The sequence below is a fragment of the Cryomorphaceae bacterium genome (genome assembly GCA_007695365.1).
Classification (GTDB): Bacteria; Bacteroidota; Bacteroidia; order Flavobacteriales_D; family SKUL01; genus SKUL01.
Genome location: REDV01000098.1, coordinates 1 through 20,357 on the forward strand (window position 1 = coordinate 1; position 20,357 = coordinate 20,357).

The 20,357-nt window shown below is 51.8% G+C and carries 6 protein-coding genes; 4 read left to right on the plus strand and 2 right to left on the minus strand.

Annotation, left to right across the window (positions count from 1 at the left end; translation table 11 throughout):
• Together EA392_10505 and EA392_10510 are read right to left on the minus strand one after the other, a co-directional pair.
• The coding region (locus EA392_10505) for a hypothetical protein (protein TVR38258.1) at positions 1-3,010 on the minus strand (3,010 nt) is incomplete at its 3' end.
• Positions 3,011-3,417: 407 nt separating this feature from the next.
• On the minus strand, positions 3,418-13,314 hold the full coding sequence (locus tag EA392_10510) for a T9SS C-terminal target domain-containing protein (GenBank protein TVR38259.1): 9,897 nt from the start codon (positions 13,312-13,314) through the stop codon (positions 3,418-3,420).
• 850 nt (positions 13,315-14,164) lie between these two features.
• Here EA392_10510 and EA392_10515 point away from each other — a divergent pair.
• The 4 genes from EA392_10515 to recG all read left to right on the plus strand — a co-directional run bounded on the left by EA392_10515 (position 14,165) and on the right by recG (position 20,291).
• On the plus strand, positions 14,165-15,367 hold the full coding sequence (locus tag EA392_10515; protein ID TVR38260.1) for a hypothetical protein: 1,203 nt from the start codon (positions 14,165-14,167) through the stop codon (positions 15,365-15,367).
• Positions 15,354-16,646, plus strand: a complete 1,293-nt coding sequence (locus EA392_10520) for a hypothetical protein (protein TVR38261.1) — start codon at positions 15,354-15,356, stop codon at positions 16,644-16,646. Before EA392_10515 ends, EA392_10520 begins: the two co-directional genes overlap by 14 nt.
• 53 nt (positions 16,647-16,699) lie before the next feature.
• On the plus strand, positions 16,700-17,812 hold the full coding sequence (locus EA392_10525) for a hypothetical protein (protein ID TVR38262.1): 1,113 nt from the start codon (positions 16,700-16,702) through the stop codon (positions 17,810-17,812).
• Positions 17,813-18,203: 391 nt separating this feature from the next.
• Positions 18,204-20,291, plus strand: coding sequence for an ATP-dependent DNA helicase RecG (gene recG / locus EA392_10530; protein ID TVR38263.1), 2,088 nt, complete (start codon positions 18,204-18,206; stop codon positions 20,289-20,291).
• Positions 20,292-20,357 lie beyond the last annotated feature (66 nt).

Consider the following 20,357-nt stretch of genomic DNA (forward strand, 5'->3'; position numbering starts at 1 on the left):
TATCACAGTTGTCAATAAAGGCGGTGCCTCCAAAATCTCCGTTGCAGTCGGCCACGCAGGGCTCATTGCCAGTATTTCCTCCTACGCAGTTGTCGCAGTTATCAATAAATGCCGTACCGCCGAAGTCGCCGTTGCAGTCTGCTGTACAGGCCTCCTCGCCGGTGGTTCCGCCCACGCACTGGCCGCAATTATCAATGAATGCGGTTCCATTGGGTACGTTGTTGCAATCCAGGCAGGAAGTGTATTCGCAAGTGCCGTCATCGCTTGTTGCATCGGGGTTGTAGTTGCATGCCGAAGGATCGGCGCAACCGGGTACTTCGGGCTCACAGTCGTTTCCAATAAACATCTGCAATGTGCCTGCATTGATATAGGGCGTGAGAGTGTTTCCGTCGGCCTGCGAAATCATCACCACCGGAATATTGATTTGGTCTGCGAAATCTCCCGCTCCCATGGCAGCAGGCCCACCTCCGGAATTGTTTATTACGATGAGGGCGGTGGCGCCTGCATTCTGTGCGTTCAGAGCCTTTGCGCTGAATTGGCAACTACCTCGCAAAGCCACAGCGATATTGCCGTTCAGTTCAGAGCTATTGACAAGTGCTCCACAGCCCAGTGTTGGGCTACCGGAACCGTCATCAACCCATACAGCCTGTCCGGTTACGCTGGGTTCGCCTACCGTTCCGCCCCATCCGCTTGACGTGGCAGTTGTGTATGTAAACAAGCCTGCCGCTTCAGGTGGAGACAGAGCGCGTACAACAGGCTCAAAGCAAGGTTCCGGGCAGCTGCCGTCGTCGCATGTAGCCAATGGATTGTAGTTCTCTGCCGTTGGATCGGTGCATCCAAAAATGTCTTCATCGTCTATGGTTCCGCTGCAATTGTCGTCAATACCATTGCAGGAGATTTCGCTCATTCCCGGATTCACATTGGGGTCGCTGTCGTCGCAATCGGTGTTGTTGTCGGCATAGGCGCAGAAAACATTGTTTAGGGTAAAGGTTGTGCCTCCCGGGCGTGTTCCTGAGGCGAGGGTGATTCCCGTTCCTGTTTCAATCAAGTAATTGGGAGTGTTGTCATCGAACTGTCCTTGTGTTTCAATAAAAAAGCTGAAAGGGCCATTGCTGGAATTCACACTGGCACTGAAGCTTCCCCCGTTTGAAGTATTACCATAGGGGCCTCCTTGCAAAATTACAGTACCGCCGCTGTCACTAAAGGTCCAGGTAACTTCGTCCAGCCATCCAGTACCGCTTATGGTAATCACATAGTTGTCATCGCACGGGTTTTCACACAATGGATTCTCGTCGTTCATATCACCAAATCCGTCTCCATCAGCATCCACGTACCAGCTCGTTCCAAACTGGCAACTGCCATCGTCGCAGTCTGCATTGGGGTTGTAGTTACACGCCTCCGGATTGGTACATCCGCTGGTTGCACTACAGCTTCCGTCGTCGATAGTGGCTTCAGGGTTGTAATTGCACGCGTTGGGGTCGGTGCATCCAAAAACCTCATTGATCACCCGAAACATTCTATACCCTTCGGGCGCAACGATGGGCCTCACCTGCACCTTGCCCGAGTTGGCCACGCCTTCTACGTAGTAATATACCTTGGAGCCAAACGGTTGTGCCGGAATATCTGCCGTCCACTCGTTGTTTCCGATGGAGGTCATGCTTACAGCGGTATAAGGGTCGTTGAGGTCTGTTTTCCAATAAAGTGTAGCACCTGAAATACCTGATTTGTGATTGATGTACGCGGTTAAGGGGTAAGGCTCGGCGTTGTTGTCGGTGTCGGGCAGTGGCTGATAGCTGATCAGCAGCGGGTCATCCACACCTACTGAATGGGTAATACAATGAATGGCCCCCAGCGCTCCGATCATGCCCATACAGTTAATTCCCACAATGTTGTAACCGGGCAACTGCTCTTCATAGATACGCAGTGCAGTCGTGTCGTACTGTTCGTAGTAGATGGGCACGATAACCGTTTTGTTCACAAATACCGAGTTGGTATAGGTGAGGTAGCGGCCATTACCATCTGGGTAAGGCCCGTTTTGCGGGCTTACAGCAGGGTCAGGCGGAGCCGGAACCTCCACAATTTTAAAAGGTGTGCCCCACTTGGTGGTGTAGTTGTTTTGCACCATTTCCAGGTTGGTGGCTATTTGGGGGCCGTCGGCTACACCTTCGGGGTATTTCGACACCAAGATGGTTTCCTCATCGAGCAGCTTCATGTGCATGTCAATGTGGTGAATGCCATCGTAGGGGAGTTTTTGCATGATGATAAAGGGGTCAACTCCCATGTAATCCTGGTAAATACCATTGATTTCGGCCACGGTGTGGTTGGGATAGGGTGCGCCCCATGAGGTAGTCCCTCCCTGGTTTTCGTCCAGAATCAGGCTGCTGGAAAAGCCTCGGCCAAACCCATCCGACATAAAGTTTCCGCCACAGGCCATCAGGTCGTTGGGTGGAGTAGTGGTACTGTAAACATCTATGTCAAGGTAGTTACCAACCACGTCGGGAATCACATCGTCAAAAGGCCTTGGGCGGTTGTAGATCCAATCTACCATGTAGCGGTCGTCCACCTCATTTCCGTAAACGGTGTGCGCCATATAGTCGCGTATCCACACGGAGTTGAGGTCGGCACTTACAATGCTCACATTGTTGAGGTCCATGGGGGGGCCACCGGCATTGTTTGAGGTGAGGTAGTTGGCGGTGGTATTTGGGTTTTCAGAGAGAATAATCACCTCTGCTTCCTCTTTAGCTGCGGCCACTATTTGCTTGAGGATGGAAGGGTAGCTGCGCCATGCAATGGTGAGTGCTTCTATTTCTTCCCACTCGGCGGCCGTTCGTTTGTTGGGATAAACCGGAGGGGAGGTAATCCCGCGATCGGTGGGTGCAACGATGCCGCGTTGATGGTAAAGTTCAATTTCTTCCGGGGTGACGTAATTGGGAAAGGAAGTTGTGTCTTGCTGCCCATAGGTGAGAAGGGAAGCGCCCCACAAGAGGAACATCAGGTAGAAATGTTTCATAATCCGGTGCAGATAAAGGTTGAAAACCAGATGAAACCCGTGAAAATCACGGCACTTCTGTCTTCAACCGAAAGGTTGTTTTGGTTAGTGCCTGCCCAAGTTACAAATTAAGAAGTGAAAGGGAGGCAAGAACCCCGACCCAAAAAGATTCGATGATGGGAACGCTATCCGGTCGTGTTTTTTTTTCTTACCCGCGAAATGTCATGCCCTTCTGACGTTCTCAGGTTCTTCGTCTGACCGACCTGACAGAGTACATCGGAATTGTGGGAGTTGAGCATTTAGGGCATGGCTGGTCAAAGTGGTGATTATTGAAAGAAAAAACCCCCGACGATTGCTCGCCGGGGGTTTCTTTATTTGATTCAACAAACGCTTACAGGTCCTCTGACGGACTCTGTCAGGTTTGTAGATTACAACACAATCAGTCGCTCGGTAGCGAAGCGTTCGCCATCCACTACTACATGAACCATGTACATTCCTGTAGCGAGGTTCTTGCTGAAGTGAATCAGTCGGCTTACGCTGTCGCCCACGTGGCCAAATCCTTCATTTTGGATCAACTGTCCGTTGATGTCGTAAATCTGGATCATCACCTCGTGGTTTTCGTCACCAAGGCCTGAGAGCTCAAGACGTACCTCTGTGCCCATGTTGGGGTTGGGGTACAGCATTGAGTTCTGATCAGCCAATGTGCGAACTGCGGGGATTTCGTCGGTTGGAGCACCCGGACCACTGATGGTGAAGTTACAGATGGGTCCGAAGTCACCGAGAATACCACCTTGCTGCACACGCACACGGGCTTCATAATCGCCGGCAGTGAGCAGAGGGCTGATTTGGTTCCAGTTCAGGTTGATGCCCGGATTAGGCCGCTGAGCTGTACTGGTCACTCCTGTGGTGAGGTTTACAAACTCCCATTCGTAGAAGTCTGCTGCACATACACTCTGAGCAAGCAGGGTTCCATTGGGCGCATAAGTCACACCACAGTACTGAGGACGAACAGCCACGTTGTTGGGCGGAAGTGCCAGAGAAACAGGTAGTGCATTGCCGTAGCCGCTCCATACACCGTTAACTTGCACTTCAACCGAAACCTGGTAGGTAGTACCGGGTACGAGACCATCTACCCATGACAGGCGCACTCCAGGGTTGTTGGCGTTGCGCTGGTACTCAATGGGAGAACCTGTGCCGTCGTCAAACAACCAGCGGTAATCCTGACTCTCCGCAACACTAAAGGCTATCACAATATCGCAAAGGGCGTAGAAGTTGCCTTGCGAATTGGTAGGTGTGTATTGCGGACGTACCTCAGTAAGTGTGATGTTCGGACTTGTACTTACGGTACAAACAGAAGCACCGGGGGCATTAACATCGGATCCAATTACCTGGAATACACCCCAGGTTGGGCCGATACCCGGAAGGTCAATAAGAACACGAACATGGACGTTGTAAGTCTTGCCGTATTCCATTCCCAACCACCAGATGAATGTGCTGTAGTTAGGCTGACCGCGCTGGTACAGTGTACTGCCGGTACCATCAACTTCCGATGTCAACCACTCATAGTCGAGTATTGAGAGGGCAGTCATGGTTTGCGGTGATGCACCAATGATGTCTTCCAACTGGAAGCCACCCTGGTTGCAAGCAAACAGAGGGTTGTTCGGGTTGTCCTGAACCTGAGCAATCGGGAAGTACTGAACATTCACAAGGAATGAAGCAGGCGTCAGGTAAGCGTTTCCGTAGTAATCGCGGATACGAACCACGTAGTCACCGGCCTCCAGGTTCTCCAAGAAGATGCTCACAGGTCCGCTTCCGGCAGGTGCAGTGCTCTGACAGCCTTCGCACGCCGGCTGGAAGGTAGTAGCACTTGCGCATGCTCCATCCCAGCTTGTATTACAGCAGAACGGATCGTTCGCACAAATTACTGCCTCACAGTTTGGATCGCTAGAGAAGCCAGGAGTGGGTTGACTTTGATTGCAGAACGGTGCCGAATTAGCTGCAAACTCGCAAGCCACAACGGTTCCGTCGCAGGCATCCAGTACCTCAACCACGCCAGCAAAACCACTGAACGGATTCAGATTCACCCAGTAGTGATTTTCCAATGGAACGTTAAAGGTGTAGAACACATCCGCACCATTGGTTCCTACACAGGCGGTTGAACCATTGGTAGAAGCACCGGTGAGCGTACCCAATACGTTCTGTGTGGCAGGCCACTGCACCGGAGTGAGGGTCTGAGCAGCCACGCAGTCGTCATTAGGCGGAGGCAATACACAGGTTCCATCATCGAACGTAGCATCCGGATCGAAGTTCACAGCAGCGGGATCAGTACAACCGGGGATCACAAGGAATCCGCAATAGATTTCAAAAATCCATGGGTTGTAGGTTCCTGTTGTCTGACACGAAACAGACCCATCTGACGTGAACGTGATGAACAATCCGTTACCCAGGGTTGACTCAACAATCAATCCATCCAACTGAATGGTGAGCCCCGGATTAGTATAGAGCATTGGTGCTCCGGCATTGTCACCATCGTAAATGGTCAGGTTATCCCAGGTTGTTGACTCAACGGTACCCTGCAAAGCAAAGAGGATGATGTCTTCACCCGGAGTATCAGGAGCAAAGTACCACGAGTTATTCTCGTTGTTACCATAGCAGTAGGTAAACTCCTCAGGCGGTGTTGAGCATGAAGGCAAAACACAACTTCCATCATTCTGCGTTGCGGCAGGGTTGAAGTTCACAGCGTTTATGTCAGTACAACCTGGCACCTCAACCGTTGCGCAGTACACGTTTGCGTTGATGGGGTTGTACGTTGTGGTAGATTGACAAGAAGTGAAAGCATTCGACGTAATGGAAATTAACAAACCATTGCCCAGGGTTGACTCTATAATCAATCCGTCTAGCTCAACAACCGTTGTCGGGTTGTTGTAGAGAATCGGGGCACTGTCGTCGATTCCATCATAGATCACAAACTGATCTGAGAAGCTGCCCTGAATGGTACCTTGAATGAACGAAATAATCACCTCAGCCCCCGCACTCGTTGGAGCCAGGTAGAACAGTGTGTTTTCGTTATCACCGTAGCAGTAGGTAAACTGCACGGGCGGTTCGGTACAAGCAGGCAAGATACATGAGCCATCATCCTCCGTAGCAGCAGGGTCGAAGTTCACAGCCTGTGGATCAATACAGCCACAGATAGCATTAGAGCTTACATTGAGCGTCTGGTTGCAGGTAGCATCATCGTTGTGCTCTACGGTAATCTGAGCTGACTGGCCGATATTGAAAGGTCCAAGGTTTACAATATCACCACCATCAAATGTACCCACGTTTACCAATGGTGGGTTCGCAGACAACCACTGTGCGGTTAGCGTTCGACCCACTTGCGCAGTACCACAACTGCTATTGGTGTGCACGTGTAGGTAGTACGAGCCCGTGGTAAGGAAGGCCGTAATAGGCTGCGTTCCGGCTGCAATGTAGTTGTTAGACAAATCGGTAACCGTCAGGAAGTCACTGGCAATGGTGCTGGTAAACTCGTAGGTTCCGGCGCCTGTAACATTCACCGTTGAGCGCTCACCTGCCCACACACCGAAGGTGCTTACAGGCGTGCCGTTGTCCGATACGTTAATGGTACCGAAGTTTACGGTGGTGAAACATCCGGGTTCGCTAGAGGCTGAGCCAACAATTACATCGTAGTCCGTAGCATCGCCATCTGTACCAATCTCCAGATCTACTGTAAACGTTCCGTTCAAGCAGTCATTGATGACGGTTGTGGTAAGTGTCGGGAAGTCGCAATCAGGAATGATACAGCTTCCGTCGTCGAGCGTTGCAACCGGATCGAAGTTGATTGCCTCCGGATCAGTACAACCTGAACACTCAGAAGAGGTAATGGTCAGGGTGTACACCGAGCCTTCAAATATTGGTATCCAATAAGTGCCTGCAAGTAGCTGATCGTAGAACAGTGTGATGTTACCATCGGGGCAGGAGGTGAAGTTAAAGTTGTCTGCAACCAGGTAGTTACCCGGGAATGTAGCCGGACATCCGGTTGAAATTCCGGTGAAACCTGTACCTGGAGCAGGAACACTTCCACAAAGGCTGATTTGAACGTTGCTGGCACACTGGGTGAGCTCAATGGCTTCCCATGCCTGCCCAGCTCCGTAGCTCTGGTTAAACGAGTTATCATTTGCACCAATAGAGCTTCCGTTCAACACCAAAGTAGCAGGTGAAGTGTAAGGAACCGGTGTCACATCAGCACAGTCGTCGTTGTCGATGAATGTGGTAAAGAGCACGGCGTTTCCGGGATCGGAAGGATCACCGGCACAATCTTCAACCACTACAGCTTCATACTGGGTAAATCCTGTAAGACCGCCAACGGTAACGGGGCCTTGAGGATTACTTGCTGCAACGATTCCGGTTTCAGATGATACTTCATCCACACCTGGCGTGAATCCCGGCAATCCAACGTAAACAGTGTAGGTAGCTCCTGCTCCGTTGTTAGAATCCCAGCTAACGTCCACGCTGTTGTTGGTCACATTGCTCACTGAAGTAGCGAGTGGTGCAAAACAGCTCGGACAAGTGGTTGCTGAGTAAACGAGATCCAGATTCTCAAATCCACAGAAGTCGGTGGTAGGAATAAGAAGCGCATTGTCGGTATTTGGGTTCAGCGTCATGGAGAAAGTCAGGTCATCGCATGCACCACCGCTACCGCCTCCACATTCAATGGGGCCCACAACGGTTGTTGAACTTGCGGTACCTGTTCCTGAGAACACCACGTTACCGTCAATTTCAACCTCATAGTTAGGGCTGTTGTCACTGAAGGTTGAGACGATGGTCAGCGTGTAAGGGCCATTGTCAGCATCAGTAAGCGTTTGGGTATCGCTGTAGCCATTACCATAAGGACCACCACTCAGCACAGTTGCGCCGTCATTGTCGGTAAGGGTCCATGTAGTTCCATCTCCCCAACTTGCGCTCGACATGGTTACGGTAATATCGCATATGCCACCTGTCTCGTTCAGGGCAGTAATATCAATGGTGCCGTCGGGGCAGGCATATGCAGTTTGCGATCCGGAGGTGCCGCTAGGTAGTGAAACCAGCACATTGACAACTCCATCCAGAAGCACATCCAGGCCTGAGTCGCCCCAACCATTGTCTGCCGCAGTCATGTCAAATACATACTCGCATTGATCTGCTGCATCACATCCAGGAAGGAATACGATAGCCTGGTTTTCACCCACACCATCGTTGGTGCAGTTGGTGAGAATCGAAACAGTAACTTCTTCAAACGGATAAGAACTATCCAAAGGAACAGAAGCGAAAGTGCTTCCTGCAGGCACGGTAACCTGTCCGATGATTACATCGTCAAAGGTGAAGAAGTCAAAGAACGAAACAATCACATCAATGTCGGTAACGTTCGCAGCAAGCTCAATGTTGGTCCAGCTTGCCTCTACCAAATCGGCAGCTGCACGGGTAACGCTTACATTGGAAACAGCGCTGCAATCCGGACAACCTTCAGCCTGGAAGTACAGTACTCCGGGGCTTGGGCCGTTTACACCAAACACTTGAACATCATCGGCATTCACCAGGCTGATTTGCATGTTGCTGGACAGTGGCACGTCGTTAATCAGCTCTAGTTGAATCGAGTTACCAGGACAAGCAAGAACCGTCCATGTATTGGTACTTTGATTCTCAGTGAGCGTGTAGTCAATGGTTGACCAGCCATTGCTTACACGAACCAGTGCATCATCAAAACCGTTGCCCGATGTATTGGTGAGCGTGAGCTCGTAGCTGCAAAGGTCTTCTGCAGGGCAATTGGTTGTAGTTCCCAGTACAGAACTAGGCTCTGAAATAGAGTCGTTCGTACAAGTGGCGATACCGTCAATGATGTAGAGGGTACCGGGGGTCAAGCCAGTAAGCGTGTAAGGCATGGTAACGCCTGACGCTGAACCTCCAAATGACCACTCCAGATCAAAGGTGCTGTAGTCGTTGAGGTCAAATTCGCACGGGCCGTTGTAGTCCACATCAATGGTGATGGCGTCCTGATCAACATCGGTTACGATGAATTCAGGCTGCGGACAGTCACAATCAAGGGACAGTACCTCCAGTGTGTAATCATGCATCGAGCCAAAGCCAAAAGAGGCACAAGGGTTCAGCGGAAGAATGCTGGTTTCTTGCTGCATGATACGCATGCGCTTGGGACCCGGAGTAGCATCAACCGGCACAGTAAAGTTGATTGTTGCCAAAGTACCGGCTGTACCTACAGACTCTGGTCCGAAAGTTCCAATCACTTCAGTGGGCTCAAACTCCAGGTTGTCATTCCAGTCAACCCATACCTGCATCACGTTGGTCCAGGTTCCTGAGCAGGTACCTACCAACACCTCAAGGGTATAATCAATAGTGGGGAATACATCCGCCACCAATGCAGAATTGTTCAGCACACCGGTTGCACCGGGGCATGCAGAACCTGAACCAGGCCAGCTGATACTTTGGGTTTCACCATTCAAATCAACACCCAGGGTATTGGAGTCAGCTGTAGAGGTTGGCCCCCCCTGGCAATAGCCCGTAAAGAACCCAAGAGCACCACTGTTGTTGCTAAAACCATCCAAATCACAGTCCTGACGCACGCGAACAGCATACTGCGTATCGGGGTCAAGACCGGCGATGGTCGTGGATGTTCCGACGATGGGCCCAATTACGGTTCCTGTGCCGGCGTTTTCATCCGTTCCGGGGGTAAATCCGGGCGCACCATATTCAATGTAGTACTGACCGGTACAACCGGGGCAATCCCAGCTTACTTGAGCAAAGGTCGATCCCAGATCTACCAGTGTAAGGTTTGAAGGAGTAGGACATGCAGGCGCTTCATCTACGCTGAAGTCATCCACAAGGATGTCGTCGTAGAAAGCAGAACCAAAGATGTTCCAGGCAACCAAACGGAACTGCGTTACAGATGGAACCGATGATGGTATCAACGCTCCAAACTCGGTCCAGTCATCGTTAAGAAGGTCATCATAGGTTCCAATCAGCAACCAGCCTGAACCATCCCACACGTAAAGTTTCAGCTCATTTTGAGCCTCAGGTGTAGTTACACGATACTTGGCTACAAACATGTTAACGTACGGCTGAGTCAATCCGCTGATGTCAATTTGCGGAGTAATCACCTCGTTGTTGGCAACGTTAACACCATCGTCAATTGGGGGCGCAGGTGCTGATCCATCCATCCAGATGTAGCTTCCTGTGCCAGTTGTGTGATCAGTTTGCGCAAGCGTTGGCCAGAGATCGTAATCCGGACGGGGGAAAATAAGCGACTGACTCTGACGCCAGAACCAGGCATTGGCCCCTAAGTTATCCCAGCAGATAGGGAAAACCTGGGTTTGATCGCCTGAAAGACCTTCGAAGTCCTCAAAGAAAGGCGCTAAAACCGGCTCGCACAATGTTTGGAAAGCACTTGCACCTGTCCAGTTGCTGAGTTCTTCCGGCGGACCATCATCACACACGCTTTGAACGTGTACCACGAGGCTCGACTGCGCGGGAATCCCCGTAGCAGTGGCGGTTGTTCCGGTAGTGTTGCCTGAGGCTTCAAGTCCGGTTGGTCCGCTGCCGGCTTCACCGCTGCTACGAACCTCCCAGTTGTAGCTCAAAGAACCATTGTCGTTCCACGAAATATCAACAGAGTTGCTGCCGATATTGCTCAATACTACACCTCCGGGAGGGAAGCAAGAGGCAGGAATGTACTCATCGGCTCCAATGGTAGAGGGGTCCAAACGGGTTTCACCGTCGATATCCACAGGTACCCATGACAATCCGCCGGGGATGGCAGCGCCAACAAGGGCAGGAGCCGTTCCGTGCAAATCTTTTTGTGGATCTACATAGAAAGGATCAGATCCCTGTAGCGGGAAGCCAAGTGAGTTGGCATCCGTGCCGGGGTAGGCTGTAATCGCATCGCTCCAGTTCTGAAGGGTAGCGCGGTCTGTTGTGGCTGTTTGCCCAATAAAACCGTTTCCTGCCGACGTTGTGGCAAGAAAGTAATTGTTCCAGTTCCATACAGAACCTGCAGCACCAATGCTGTTAGCGCTTGAAGTGCGAACGGCAAAGTGCTTGGCTACACCCGTTTGTGCGCCTGTAGCGTTTACAAAGCTGTTGCTTCGAACACGAATAACAGGCAGTACAGAGATGGTTTCAAAGCATGCACTCGATACATTCAATGAACCACTACCGTCAATATTCACGCTGTTGAAGTCAATCTCGTAGGTGCGGGTGGCACCTCCGTTGGCGATGTAAATTCCCTGCAACACGCGGAGAGCAGTAGCCGTTCCGGTGTGGGCAGCGGTAATGTCGCTAATCATGTTGTTGTACACACGCATCTCCGTGGTAAGCGTGGTTGCAGTACCGAGATCCATACCGCGCTGACCGCTTGTGCTGGTAGCACCGGTGTTGCGGATACCGTAGATCTGGTTGGCGTGAATGTCGCAGTTTCCGCGTGCATTCAATGTGTAAATACCGCGGTTGATGCCCGAAGATCCAATGTTGCGAACTACGTTGTTGGCAATCTCAAAGTCATCCTGAATGTTGAAGTAGATACCCACCGCAAACAGCGTACCCCCTCCGATGTCAGAATTAGAGGTGCCAACATAATCTGCACCGATGGTACAGCCAATCACATTGTTTCCGGTGCCGGGCCACAAAGTGCTGCCCGATTGCACGTAGATACCGTAGTAGCTGTTTTCAATGGTGAGGTTCTCCAACAGGTTGTTGTTGTTGGTACCCTCAATAGCACTTGGGGTAAAGCCTGAGCCTTGCAGTGTAGAGGTAGAAACATACACTCCGCGAGAGTTGGTCACCGCGCGGTCAAGCGTAATGCTGGCGTTGCGGATGGTGTTGTTGCTGGCTCCTTGTGTTGCACTCGCGTTACCAATCAGGTAACCAAATTCAACGTTACCCGCAGCATTTCCATCAATGTCAATACCATCAAAGGTAATCCAGTTGGCACCGCGAATCACGATACCTGCATCATTGGCCGCAGTGGTTCCCGTAGGTGTAATTACCGGGTTGGGACCATTGCCATCGGTTTGGAATATGATAGGATTGAACTCATCTCCCGAACGGGTAAGTGCGGGGGGCGTTTCAGCAAATACCTGTCCGCTGGTTACTGTAAAGGTGTAGGCTGTAGGGCCACAATCACTTCCAGCGTTCAGGAAGTTAATCGCTTCCGTAAAGCTCGCAAAGTTACCGTTGCCCGTGGGCAGTGTGTTGTCAATGGTCAGAGCGGTGCTGCTGCAGCAATCGCCAAATGAACCAAGGCTGATGGTGCAAAGGTCATCATCTTCGTTCTCAACAATCACGCTCACAGAAGAACCGCTCGGGTAAGGCCCCAGTACGTACAAATCTTCTGTTGTAGCAGCAATAGGGCTGCCCGTGCTGGGAATGATGTTTACCTGGCTGGCACCACCAATAAAAGTAAGGTCAACCTCAATGGTAAACTGTGATGCTCCACAGTCTTCAATCACTTCGGCGGTAGCCTCAGGCAAATCGCAAGTGAGTTCTATGATGTTCACAGCGTAGTCGTGAACAGAACCCCAGGTAATGCTGCCACACGGGGTCATGAGAGCAGGGTTGGTGGTTTCTTGCTGCATCACGCGCAGACCCGTGAGTCCCGATGTGGCTGTTACTGGCACGGTGAAGGTTATGGTACCCAATACAGTATTGGGTTCACCCGGTGTGGAGATAGGACCATCAAATCCTATTTCTTCCGTCGAGGGATCAAAGACGCCGTCCTGGTTCCAGTCAATCCATGCCTTAATGGAGTTGCTAAAGGCAGAAATAGTTCCACATTGCCCCATATCAACCTCAAGGGTATAAGACTGGCCGGGAACAAGGTTGGCCGACTGTGAAGTGAAATCGTAAACCCCATTGGGTTGAGTTTGGGCGGGGCATGGCGGAGAAAGCGTATTGTCTATACCAATACCAGTTCCCGGAAGCCGCACGGCATACTTCTGTCCAAACGTAGGTGAAGTAGGCCCAACGCCATCCGTACAGTAGCAGCTAAAGAACGGGTTGGCATCAATGAAAACCGGATCAGAAACATCTACGCCACCGCCCGGTTCGGTACAGGTGGTCTCTACGCGGTACCAAAGCGCTTCCGAAAACGTAAAGCTCCAATTGTCTGCATTGGGTGCACCTATGGCATTGTTCCAATCTACGTTGTCAGTAGAGGTCTGCCACTGAAAGCTGAGCCCGCCCACGTTGTTGGCATTTGGCAACACAAGAGTAATGTTGGCGCCCACGCAGGCAGAGGTTGTGTTTGCATTGATGGTACCCGCTGTGAATGTACCATCGCACATACTTGCAGGCGCATTACAAAAGAGCCCCGGAAAACTCTGACTCGTATTGCCTGGTAAAGTTCCCGAAAGCACCACCCCATTACACGAAACAGTGTAGTTCGGGCTGTTGTCGCCCAACGTACTGTTAATCGTGAAAGTTAATGGCTCATCCGACGGCGATACCGTCACGTTTTGCGTGTCGGAATAGCCGTTGCCATACGTGCCTCCACTTAATATGGTAACACTACTGGAATTGACCAACGACCACGTCGTGGCGTCTCCCCAGCTCGGTGAGCTGACCGTAACTTCCCAGTTATTCTGTGCCTGAAGGGTGTTGTTCCATGGTATCACGGACAAACCCAACAATAGACACAAGGCCCAAACCGGACGCAGTCCGCGTTCAGCCCAGGCACTCGCAACAGCCCGAATAGGCCATTGCCACAAAGATAATCTTCGTTTCATGTTGATCTGTTTTGGTTAATAATTATTGTTTCAATTACTGGTAATCTGCATTTTGAAGCAGTAAGCTAAGATTGGTTCTTTATCAGGTTTACTGCGAAAAAGGAGCGACAAGGTATTGATTTTTCCATTCAAACCAAGAAAAATACCCGACAAAATTTTTAAGCCCCCATCTACTCGTGTATAAATCTGGTTCATTGGGGTCAAAAAATGATAGCTTCGTCTAAAATTCCTCCGCCTCGAGCTTGCCTCAGCCAACCTTTTGAAGTTTGTTCGTTTTGGTAACAAACGAAGGCTGCTGTAACAGTTGCCACCCCTAAGCGAAACTTTCATGTCAAGTATCTGAGCTTGTGGGAGGTGAAAAAAAAAGTTTTTTTCTACTTCACAAAACTGTTACCTTAGTCTGATTGAATTGTTGTCTTTAACCAACCCGGCACGCTCAAGCGAAATTGCCAAACAGATGAAAAAGAATCGTTTATATGCTTTTTGGGTGGGTGAACTCTTTGCGCTGAGCATCCTGCTGCTCGCTCCACAGGCAAAGGCCCAAAATAATGTTGCCATCAACGACATTGGCCTCGCACCGCACCCCTCTGCCATGCTCGACGTATCAGGAACTTACGGCGGTGTGCTCATGCCACGCATGACCGAAGCCGAAAAACTCGCCATTGCCAACCCGGCCAACGGCCTTACCATCTGGCAAACCGACGGCGGCGTAGGCTACTGGTACTACGATGGCGTGAACAACACCTGGCGCATGCTCTCGCGCTACGTAGCCGGTGAGGTGGAAATGGGTGAAGAACCCAGCGAAATTACCCGCGGAACCGGATATACCGTTACCCGCCTCACTACAGGGGTTGACCAAATCAACTTTACCCTGCCCTTTTCCGAGCCACCCAGCGTGGTGCTCTCCTCAGACTACGGTCCCGGATCGGCGCCCCTGCTTACCGATTATTGTACGCCTTCTTTCACCTCGTGCAACAACGTAAATATTGCAAACTTCTGGCTACACCACTCCTTTAATTTGGGAACAGCGGCTGCCCCCACCAACGTGTTGATTATCAATGAAGCCTCGGGCTGCAACGGCCTGCCGGGCTCCTATATCTACTACCCCCCCGGCGACCCGGTGTACGTAGAACCCGTGCCCGACCTCTGTATGGGCGTGGACCCTGAAGTGTTCAGAATGCGTGCCCGGGTGATCCATACCACCGCCAACGCCCTGTTGCGCGTATGGGTTGACTGGGGGCAGGACGGATTTCACGACAATATGCTAGACCTTGTTTGGGAAACCAATTCTCTTAACTGGCCAGGAAACCTTGCAAGTGACCTCGAAGATATTCCTGCTGCGGGCTACCCCGCTTTTTCGGGCAATACGCTGATGCGGGTAACAGCTACGGTGAATCCTCCTGCCAACTCCTGTCCGGGAGGTACCAACGGCGAAACCGAAGAGTACATGGTGCATATTTCCTGCCGCCCCGACCCGGTGTACCAGGATTTACCTATTTATTGCAACATTGGTGAAATCACCCCATTTTCATTTCGTGTGGCCTGCCGCCGTGTAAACGGAGAGCCGCGCAACGCACGCAAATACTTTTTCCAGGTACATGAAAACAACTGATCAACATACAAGCTGGTTGGCGCTGCTGGCATGTGCTGTGTTGTTGCTGGCAGGGCTTCCCCGGCTCAACGCGCAGGGAGTAGCCATTGGTACAGTGAATGCACCACCGGAGCCCAGCGCCATACTGGATGTGCAATCCACCACGGGCGGAATGCTCATTCCGCGGATGACGGCTCCGCAGCGTTTGGCTATAGTGAATCCGGCCAATGCATTGATTGTGTACCAAACGGCCAACTTCAGCACGCCCCAGGGCGTATTGCGCCGTGGCTTCTGGTACTTTGATGCCAATGTCAATGAATGGATCCACCTGGGTAAGGAATACACGGGAATCATTCAACAACCCGTAACGGTAGAGGAATCGAGCCACCTGGTGTTTGCCTCGGCGCCGGGCGGAGTGGGAGTGACGCAGCTCAACTGGATACCCCCTTTCCTGAATGCCCCCTCGGTGGTGGCCACAGCGGTGTACGAGGTAGAGCCTGAGCCACCGGCCATAGGAGATTACTGCCAGCCCGAAATTGGCAACTGCAACGGCGCCAGGATGTGGTGGATGGCTTTCTTTGTGCCCGAAAGCGCGTTTGGTGCCTGCAATCCTTGTACGGACCCTCCGTTGGGGGCAAAGATTGTGCATGGCGGTAGCGGGGCAACGGCTTGTACAGGAGCCGCCAATGTAAATTACCGCTACATTCCAAACGGAACTGGGCCCAACCCCAATGATCCTCCTGACTACAACTTGACTACCACCCCGGAAATGAATTATCTGTCCATTGATTACAATTTTGGTGCAGGAGATGACGGCTTTGGTTTATGGGCCAATGGCCCAAACGGTTCGGGTACTATTCCCAAGTCGTTTTCGTTTTTTGTGGACCTCAATGCCGATGGCGATTTTGATGACCCGGGAGAGATGGTGGCCATTTATGACCAATTGGCCCAAACCACTACCAATCGCTGGTTCTTTAGCTCGATTAACGCCGGTTGGAATCCTCCCATTACCATTGCCGATATTGCCGATGCCTCAGAGGGCATTACCAAGATGCGTATCATTATAAGAAGCGGTCAGCCGCCCACTACCAACCCTTGCTTTGAGCCTGATGCAAACACCACCATTTACGACATGGATATTGAAATACTGGGCACCGGAAATCAGCCGGTGTACCCCAGTGATTTGAACCAATGTAATGTGGATGAGGTAGCGCCCAATTTTGCGCGTGTTTCCTGCTTTAACAACTTTGGTCAGCCCACGGATGTTAAGTTTCACTACAAAGTGATTTCGCACGACTAATGATATTGATGATGAACCGCAGTTTGTACATATTAACGATGATTTTGCTACCGATGTGGGGCTTGTCTCAGCGGGTAGGTATCAATCCTTCGGGGGCCAACCCCGATCCTTCGTCGGTGCTCGATTTGGCAAGTGAAAACCACGGTATGCTCACCCCTCGCATGACGCAGGCGGAGATGAACGCTATTGCATCGCCGGCAACCGGCCTGTTGGTTTTTCAAACCGATGGTAAACCGGGTTTCAGGTTTTACGACGGTAATGAATGGCATTACCTGCGGGGTATGGTAAGTGCACCGGGCAGAATTGCCACTGAAGAGATTACGTGCAATACCACGTTAACCGTGGGGTCGGGTTTTACGGGTTTCAGTCATGTAGTGAACTGTATAACCGGCGAGGGTACCGTAACCTGGGGCGGAGGCTTGTACGACGACCCGCCTGTTGTTACGCTTGCAAGTTCTATTGTACCTGTGCCACCACCGGCTCCGGATATATACTGCCCCAATTTCTACACGGCGCCGTGTAACACACCGGGTAACGCCGACCAGATTATTGGGGTTCAGATTCAGCAAGGTACGGCCGCAGGTGGCCCCTGGACAACCATTATGCAGCACATGTCAGGTTGCGATGCTCCTGCCAACGGTAATTACGTGGTGGTGCCCGAGTCGGTAGCTACAGCAACGCTCAGCGGAAACTTAGGCCCTTGTCCGGCACCCAATTGGTACCGGGTGGGTATTGCCAGTAGTACAGAATGGAACGACCGCGTGCAGGCCTATATTGACTGGAACTCGGATGGAGACTTCTTTGGTGCACAGGAGCACATAGCACCCATTTGTGACTGGGGGCTGTCTGGTCAGGGTGGAGCATTTCTGTTTAGTGCACCTTTTCAGGTACCCGATTTTGCGCTCAACGGAAATACCGTATTGCGGTGTCGCTCCATCTGGACTCCTCAGTGCAATCCTTGTGTAGGCCAAACCTTTGGTGAAACAGAAGATTACACCGTAACCATCCAGTGTGCTACTTCGGGGCCATCGCCGGAGATTCCTACCTATTGTGCCATTACGGATGTGGGGACCACTTTCTTTGATTTTAAGTGTACGCTTCTTTCCGGGGCGCCCATTATCCCTCCCCTGGTCAATTTTGACCTTGTGCCGGCGGATGAGCCGTAGTGCCGTGTTGCACTGAAGGGGTGCAATGACCCATTAAATTTACTTTTATTCTGCCGCTCCCGACGGCTAACCCATTCCTCTCTCGAGAGCATCTTAAGAGCGGAAAATACCGGTTCTCAATAAGATTGATTGAAACCAAAAACGAAACGGTGGTCACCATCCCCTCCACCGGAGGGGTGGCCCCGATAAACCCCGGTTTCACCCCACCGAAATACTGAAGGTCGGGGTTGGGGTGGGTTTCTTAACTTGTGACCAGCGGCGAGGTTCAGAGGAAATTAGAAAATGCTCAGGTCCTGAAATAAGTTGACATTTTAACATTCTGTTTTGTCAACCTATTTCAGGACGTGAGCCATATCCCTGCTGAACTGTATTTTTACCCGAAAGAAACCCGGTGCCCGAGTTACCACTCACATACGTTAAAGGAATCGGTCCGCAGCGGGCCGAGGTGCTGCAAGCCGAACTGAAGCTCACCAGCCTGAAAGACCTTTTTCTGCACCTGCCGTTTCGCTACGTAGATCGTACCCAGTTTCACCGCATTGCCGATATCGCATCCGACGAAGAAGCCGTGCAGATTCGCGGAGTGCTCCGAACCCTGGGTGAGGTGGGCACCGGAAGAACGCGCCGCCTGGTGGGCATTTTCCAGGACGATACCGGCCAAATAGAACTGGTGTGGTTCAAAGGCATCCGCTGGGTGATGGGCGCACTGCAGGTGGGGGCGTCCTACGTAGCCTACGGAAAACCCACCCGCTTCAAAAACACATGGAACATTGCCCACCCCGAAATGGAAAAAGCAGGCGCCGTGATGGCTCCCACCGTGGCGGGTCTTCAACCTGTGTATTCAACCACCGAAAAACTCTCGGCGCGGGGCATGAACTCGCGGGGTATTGAGCGCATCATCAAAGGTGTGCTCAACGAGCTGCCCCCTTTGTTTCCCGAAAATTTACCCCACTACCTTGTGGACGCTCTGAACCTGATGCCCCGGGCGCAGGCCATGAAGGAAGTTCACGCTCCGCGCGATGTGGCGTCGCTCAAAAAAGCCCGGTACCGCCTCAAATTCGAAGAGCTGTTTATGATCCAGGTGGGGCTGTTGCGACAAAAGCTCATCAACCAACAAAAGCTGCGAGGCTTTGCATTTTCGGAGGTGGGTGAGCACTTTCACGGCTTCTACGAGAAACTACCGTTTGCCCTTACCGACGCCCAAAAACGCGTACTGAAAGAAATTCGCCGCGACCTCGGCTCCGGGAAACACATGAACCGGCTTTTGCAGGGCGATGTGGGCAGCGGCAAAACAGTGGTGGCCGTACTGAGCATGCTGCTAGCAGTTGACAATGGTTACCAGGCGGCACTGATGGCCCCCACCGAAATTCTTGCGCAGCAGCACTTTCAGGGTATTTACGAGTGGCTCAATCCGCTCGGCATTCGGGTGGAGTTACTAACCGGAAGCACCCGCAAAGCTGTTCGCCGCAATATATCGGAGTCGCTTGAATCCGGTGAGCTTTCAATTCTTATTGGCACGCATGCGCTGCTGGAAGATCCCGTGCAGTTTGCCAATCTGGGGCTGGTGGTAATCGACGAGCAACACCGCTTTGGCGTGGCACAGCGGGCAAAATTGTGGAAGAAGAACAAGCAGCCTCCCCACGTGCTGGTGATGACCGCCACGCCCATTCCGCGAACCCTTGCCATGACAGCCTACGGCGACCTCGATGTATCTACCATTGATGAATTGCCACCCGGTCGCAAGGATATTCAAACGGTACACCGCTTTGACAATGCCCGTGCCCGCATATTTGGTTTTATGGCCGATGAAATGGCCAAAGGGAGGCAGGTTTACGTGGTATATCCGCTCATTGAGGAATCGCAGGCCATGGATTACAAAGACCTGATGGATGGATACGAAAGCATTGTGCGGCGCTTTCCCATGCCGGATTACAACGTGAGCATTGTGCACGGAAAGATGAAGGCCCAGGATAAGGACTGGGAGATGCAGCGATTTGTAAAAGGCGAAACCCAGATTATGGTGGCCACCACGGTAATTGAGGTGGGCGTAAATGTGCCCAATGCCTCCGTGATGGTGATTGAAAGTGCCGAGCGCTTCGGACTATCGCAGTTGCACCAGTTGCGGGGCAGGGTAGGGCGCGGCGCCGAGCAGTCGTATTGTATTTTGATGAGCGGCGAAGATATTTCGGCCGATGCACGTGAGCGACTGGCTACCATGTGCCGCACCAACAACGGTTTTGAGATTGCAGAGGTAGATTTGCGCCTGCGTGGTCCGGGCAACCTGATGGGCACTCAGCAAAGCGGGGCCCTCAATCTGGCCATTGCCGATATCGTGAAAGACCAGGACCTACTTCAACTCGCCAGGGCCAAAGCTGCCCAAATGCTCGAGGCCGACCCCTCGCTTTCACTACCCGAAAATGCACCAGTCAGCCATTTCCTCAAAGGAAAGATCAAAAAAATAGGTTGGGGGCGAATTTCCTGACGCTACTTATATTGCACGAAAACAGCGATCTATGTGATGGGTTAGACGTATCCGTGAAAAAAATCA

Coding starts and splice junctions, on each gene's coding strand:
- EA392_10510 (TVR38259.1), bottom strand. CDS start 13,314: ATGTGCGATGGTACATTCACAGCGGGTACCATCAATGCAAACACAACC.
- EA392_10520 (TVR38261.1), top strand. CDS start 15,354: ATGAAAACAACTGATCAACATACAAGCTGGTTGGCGCTGCTGGCATGT.
- EA392_10525 (TVR38262.1), top strand. CDS start 16,700: ATGTGGGGCTTGTCTCAGCGGGTAGGTATCAATCCTTCGGGGGCCAAC.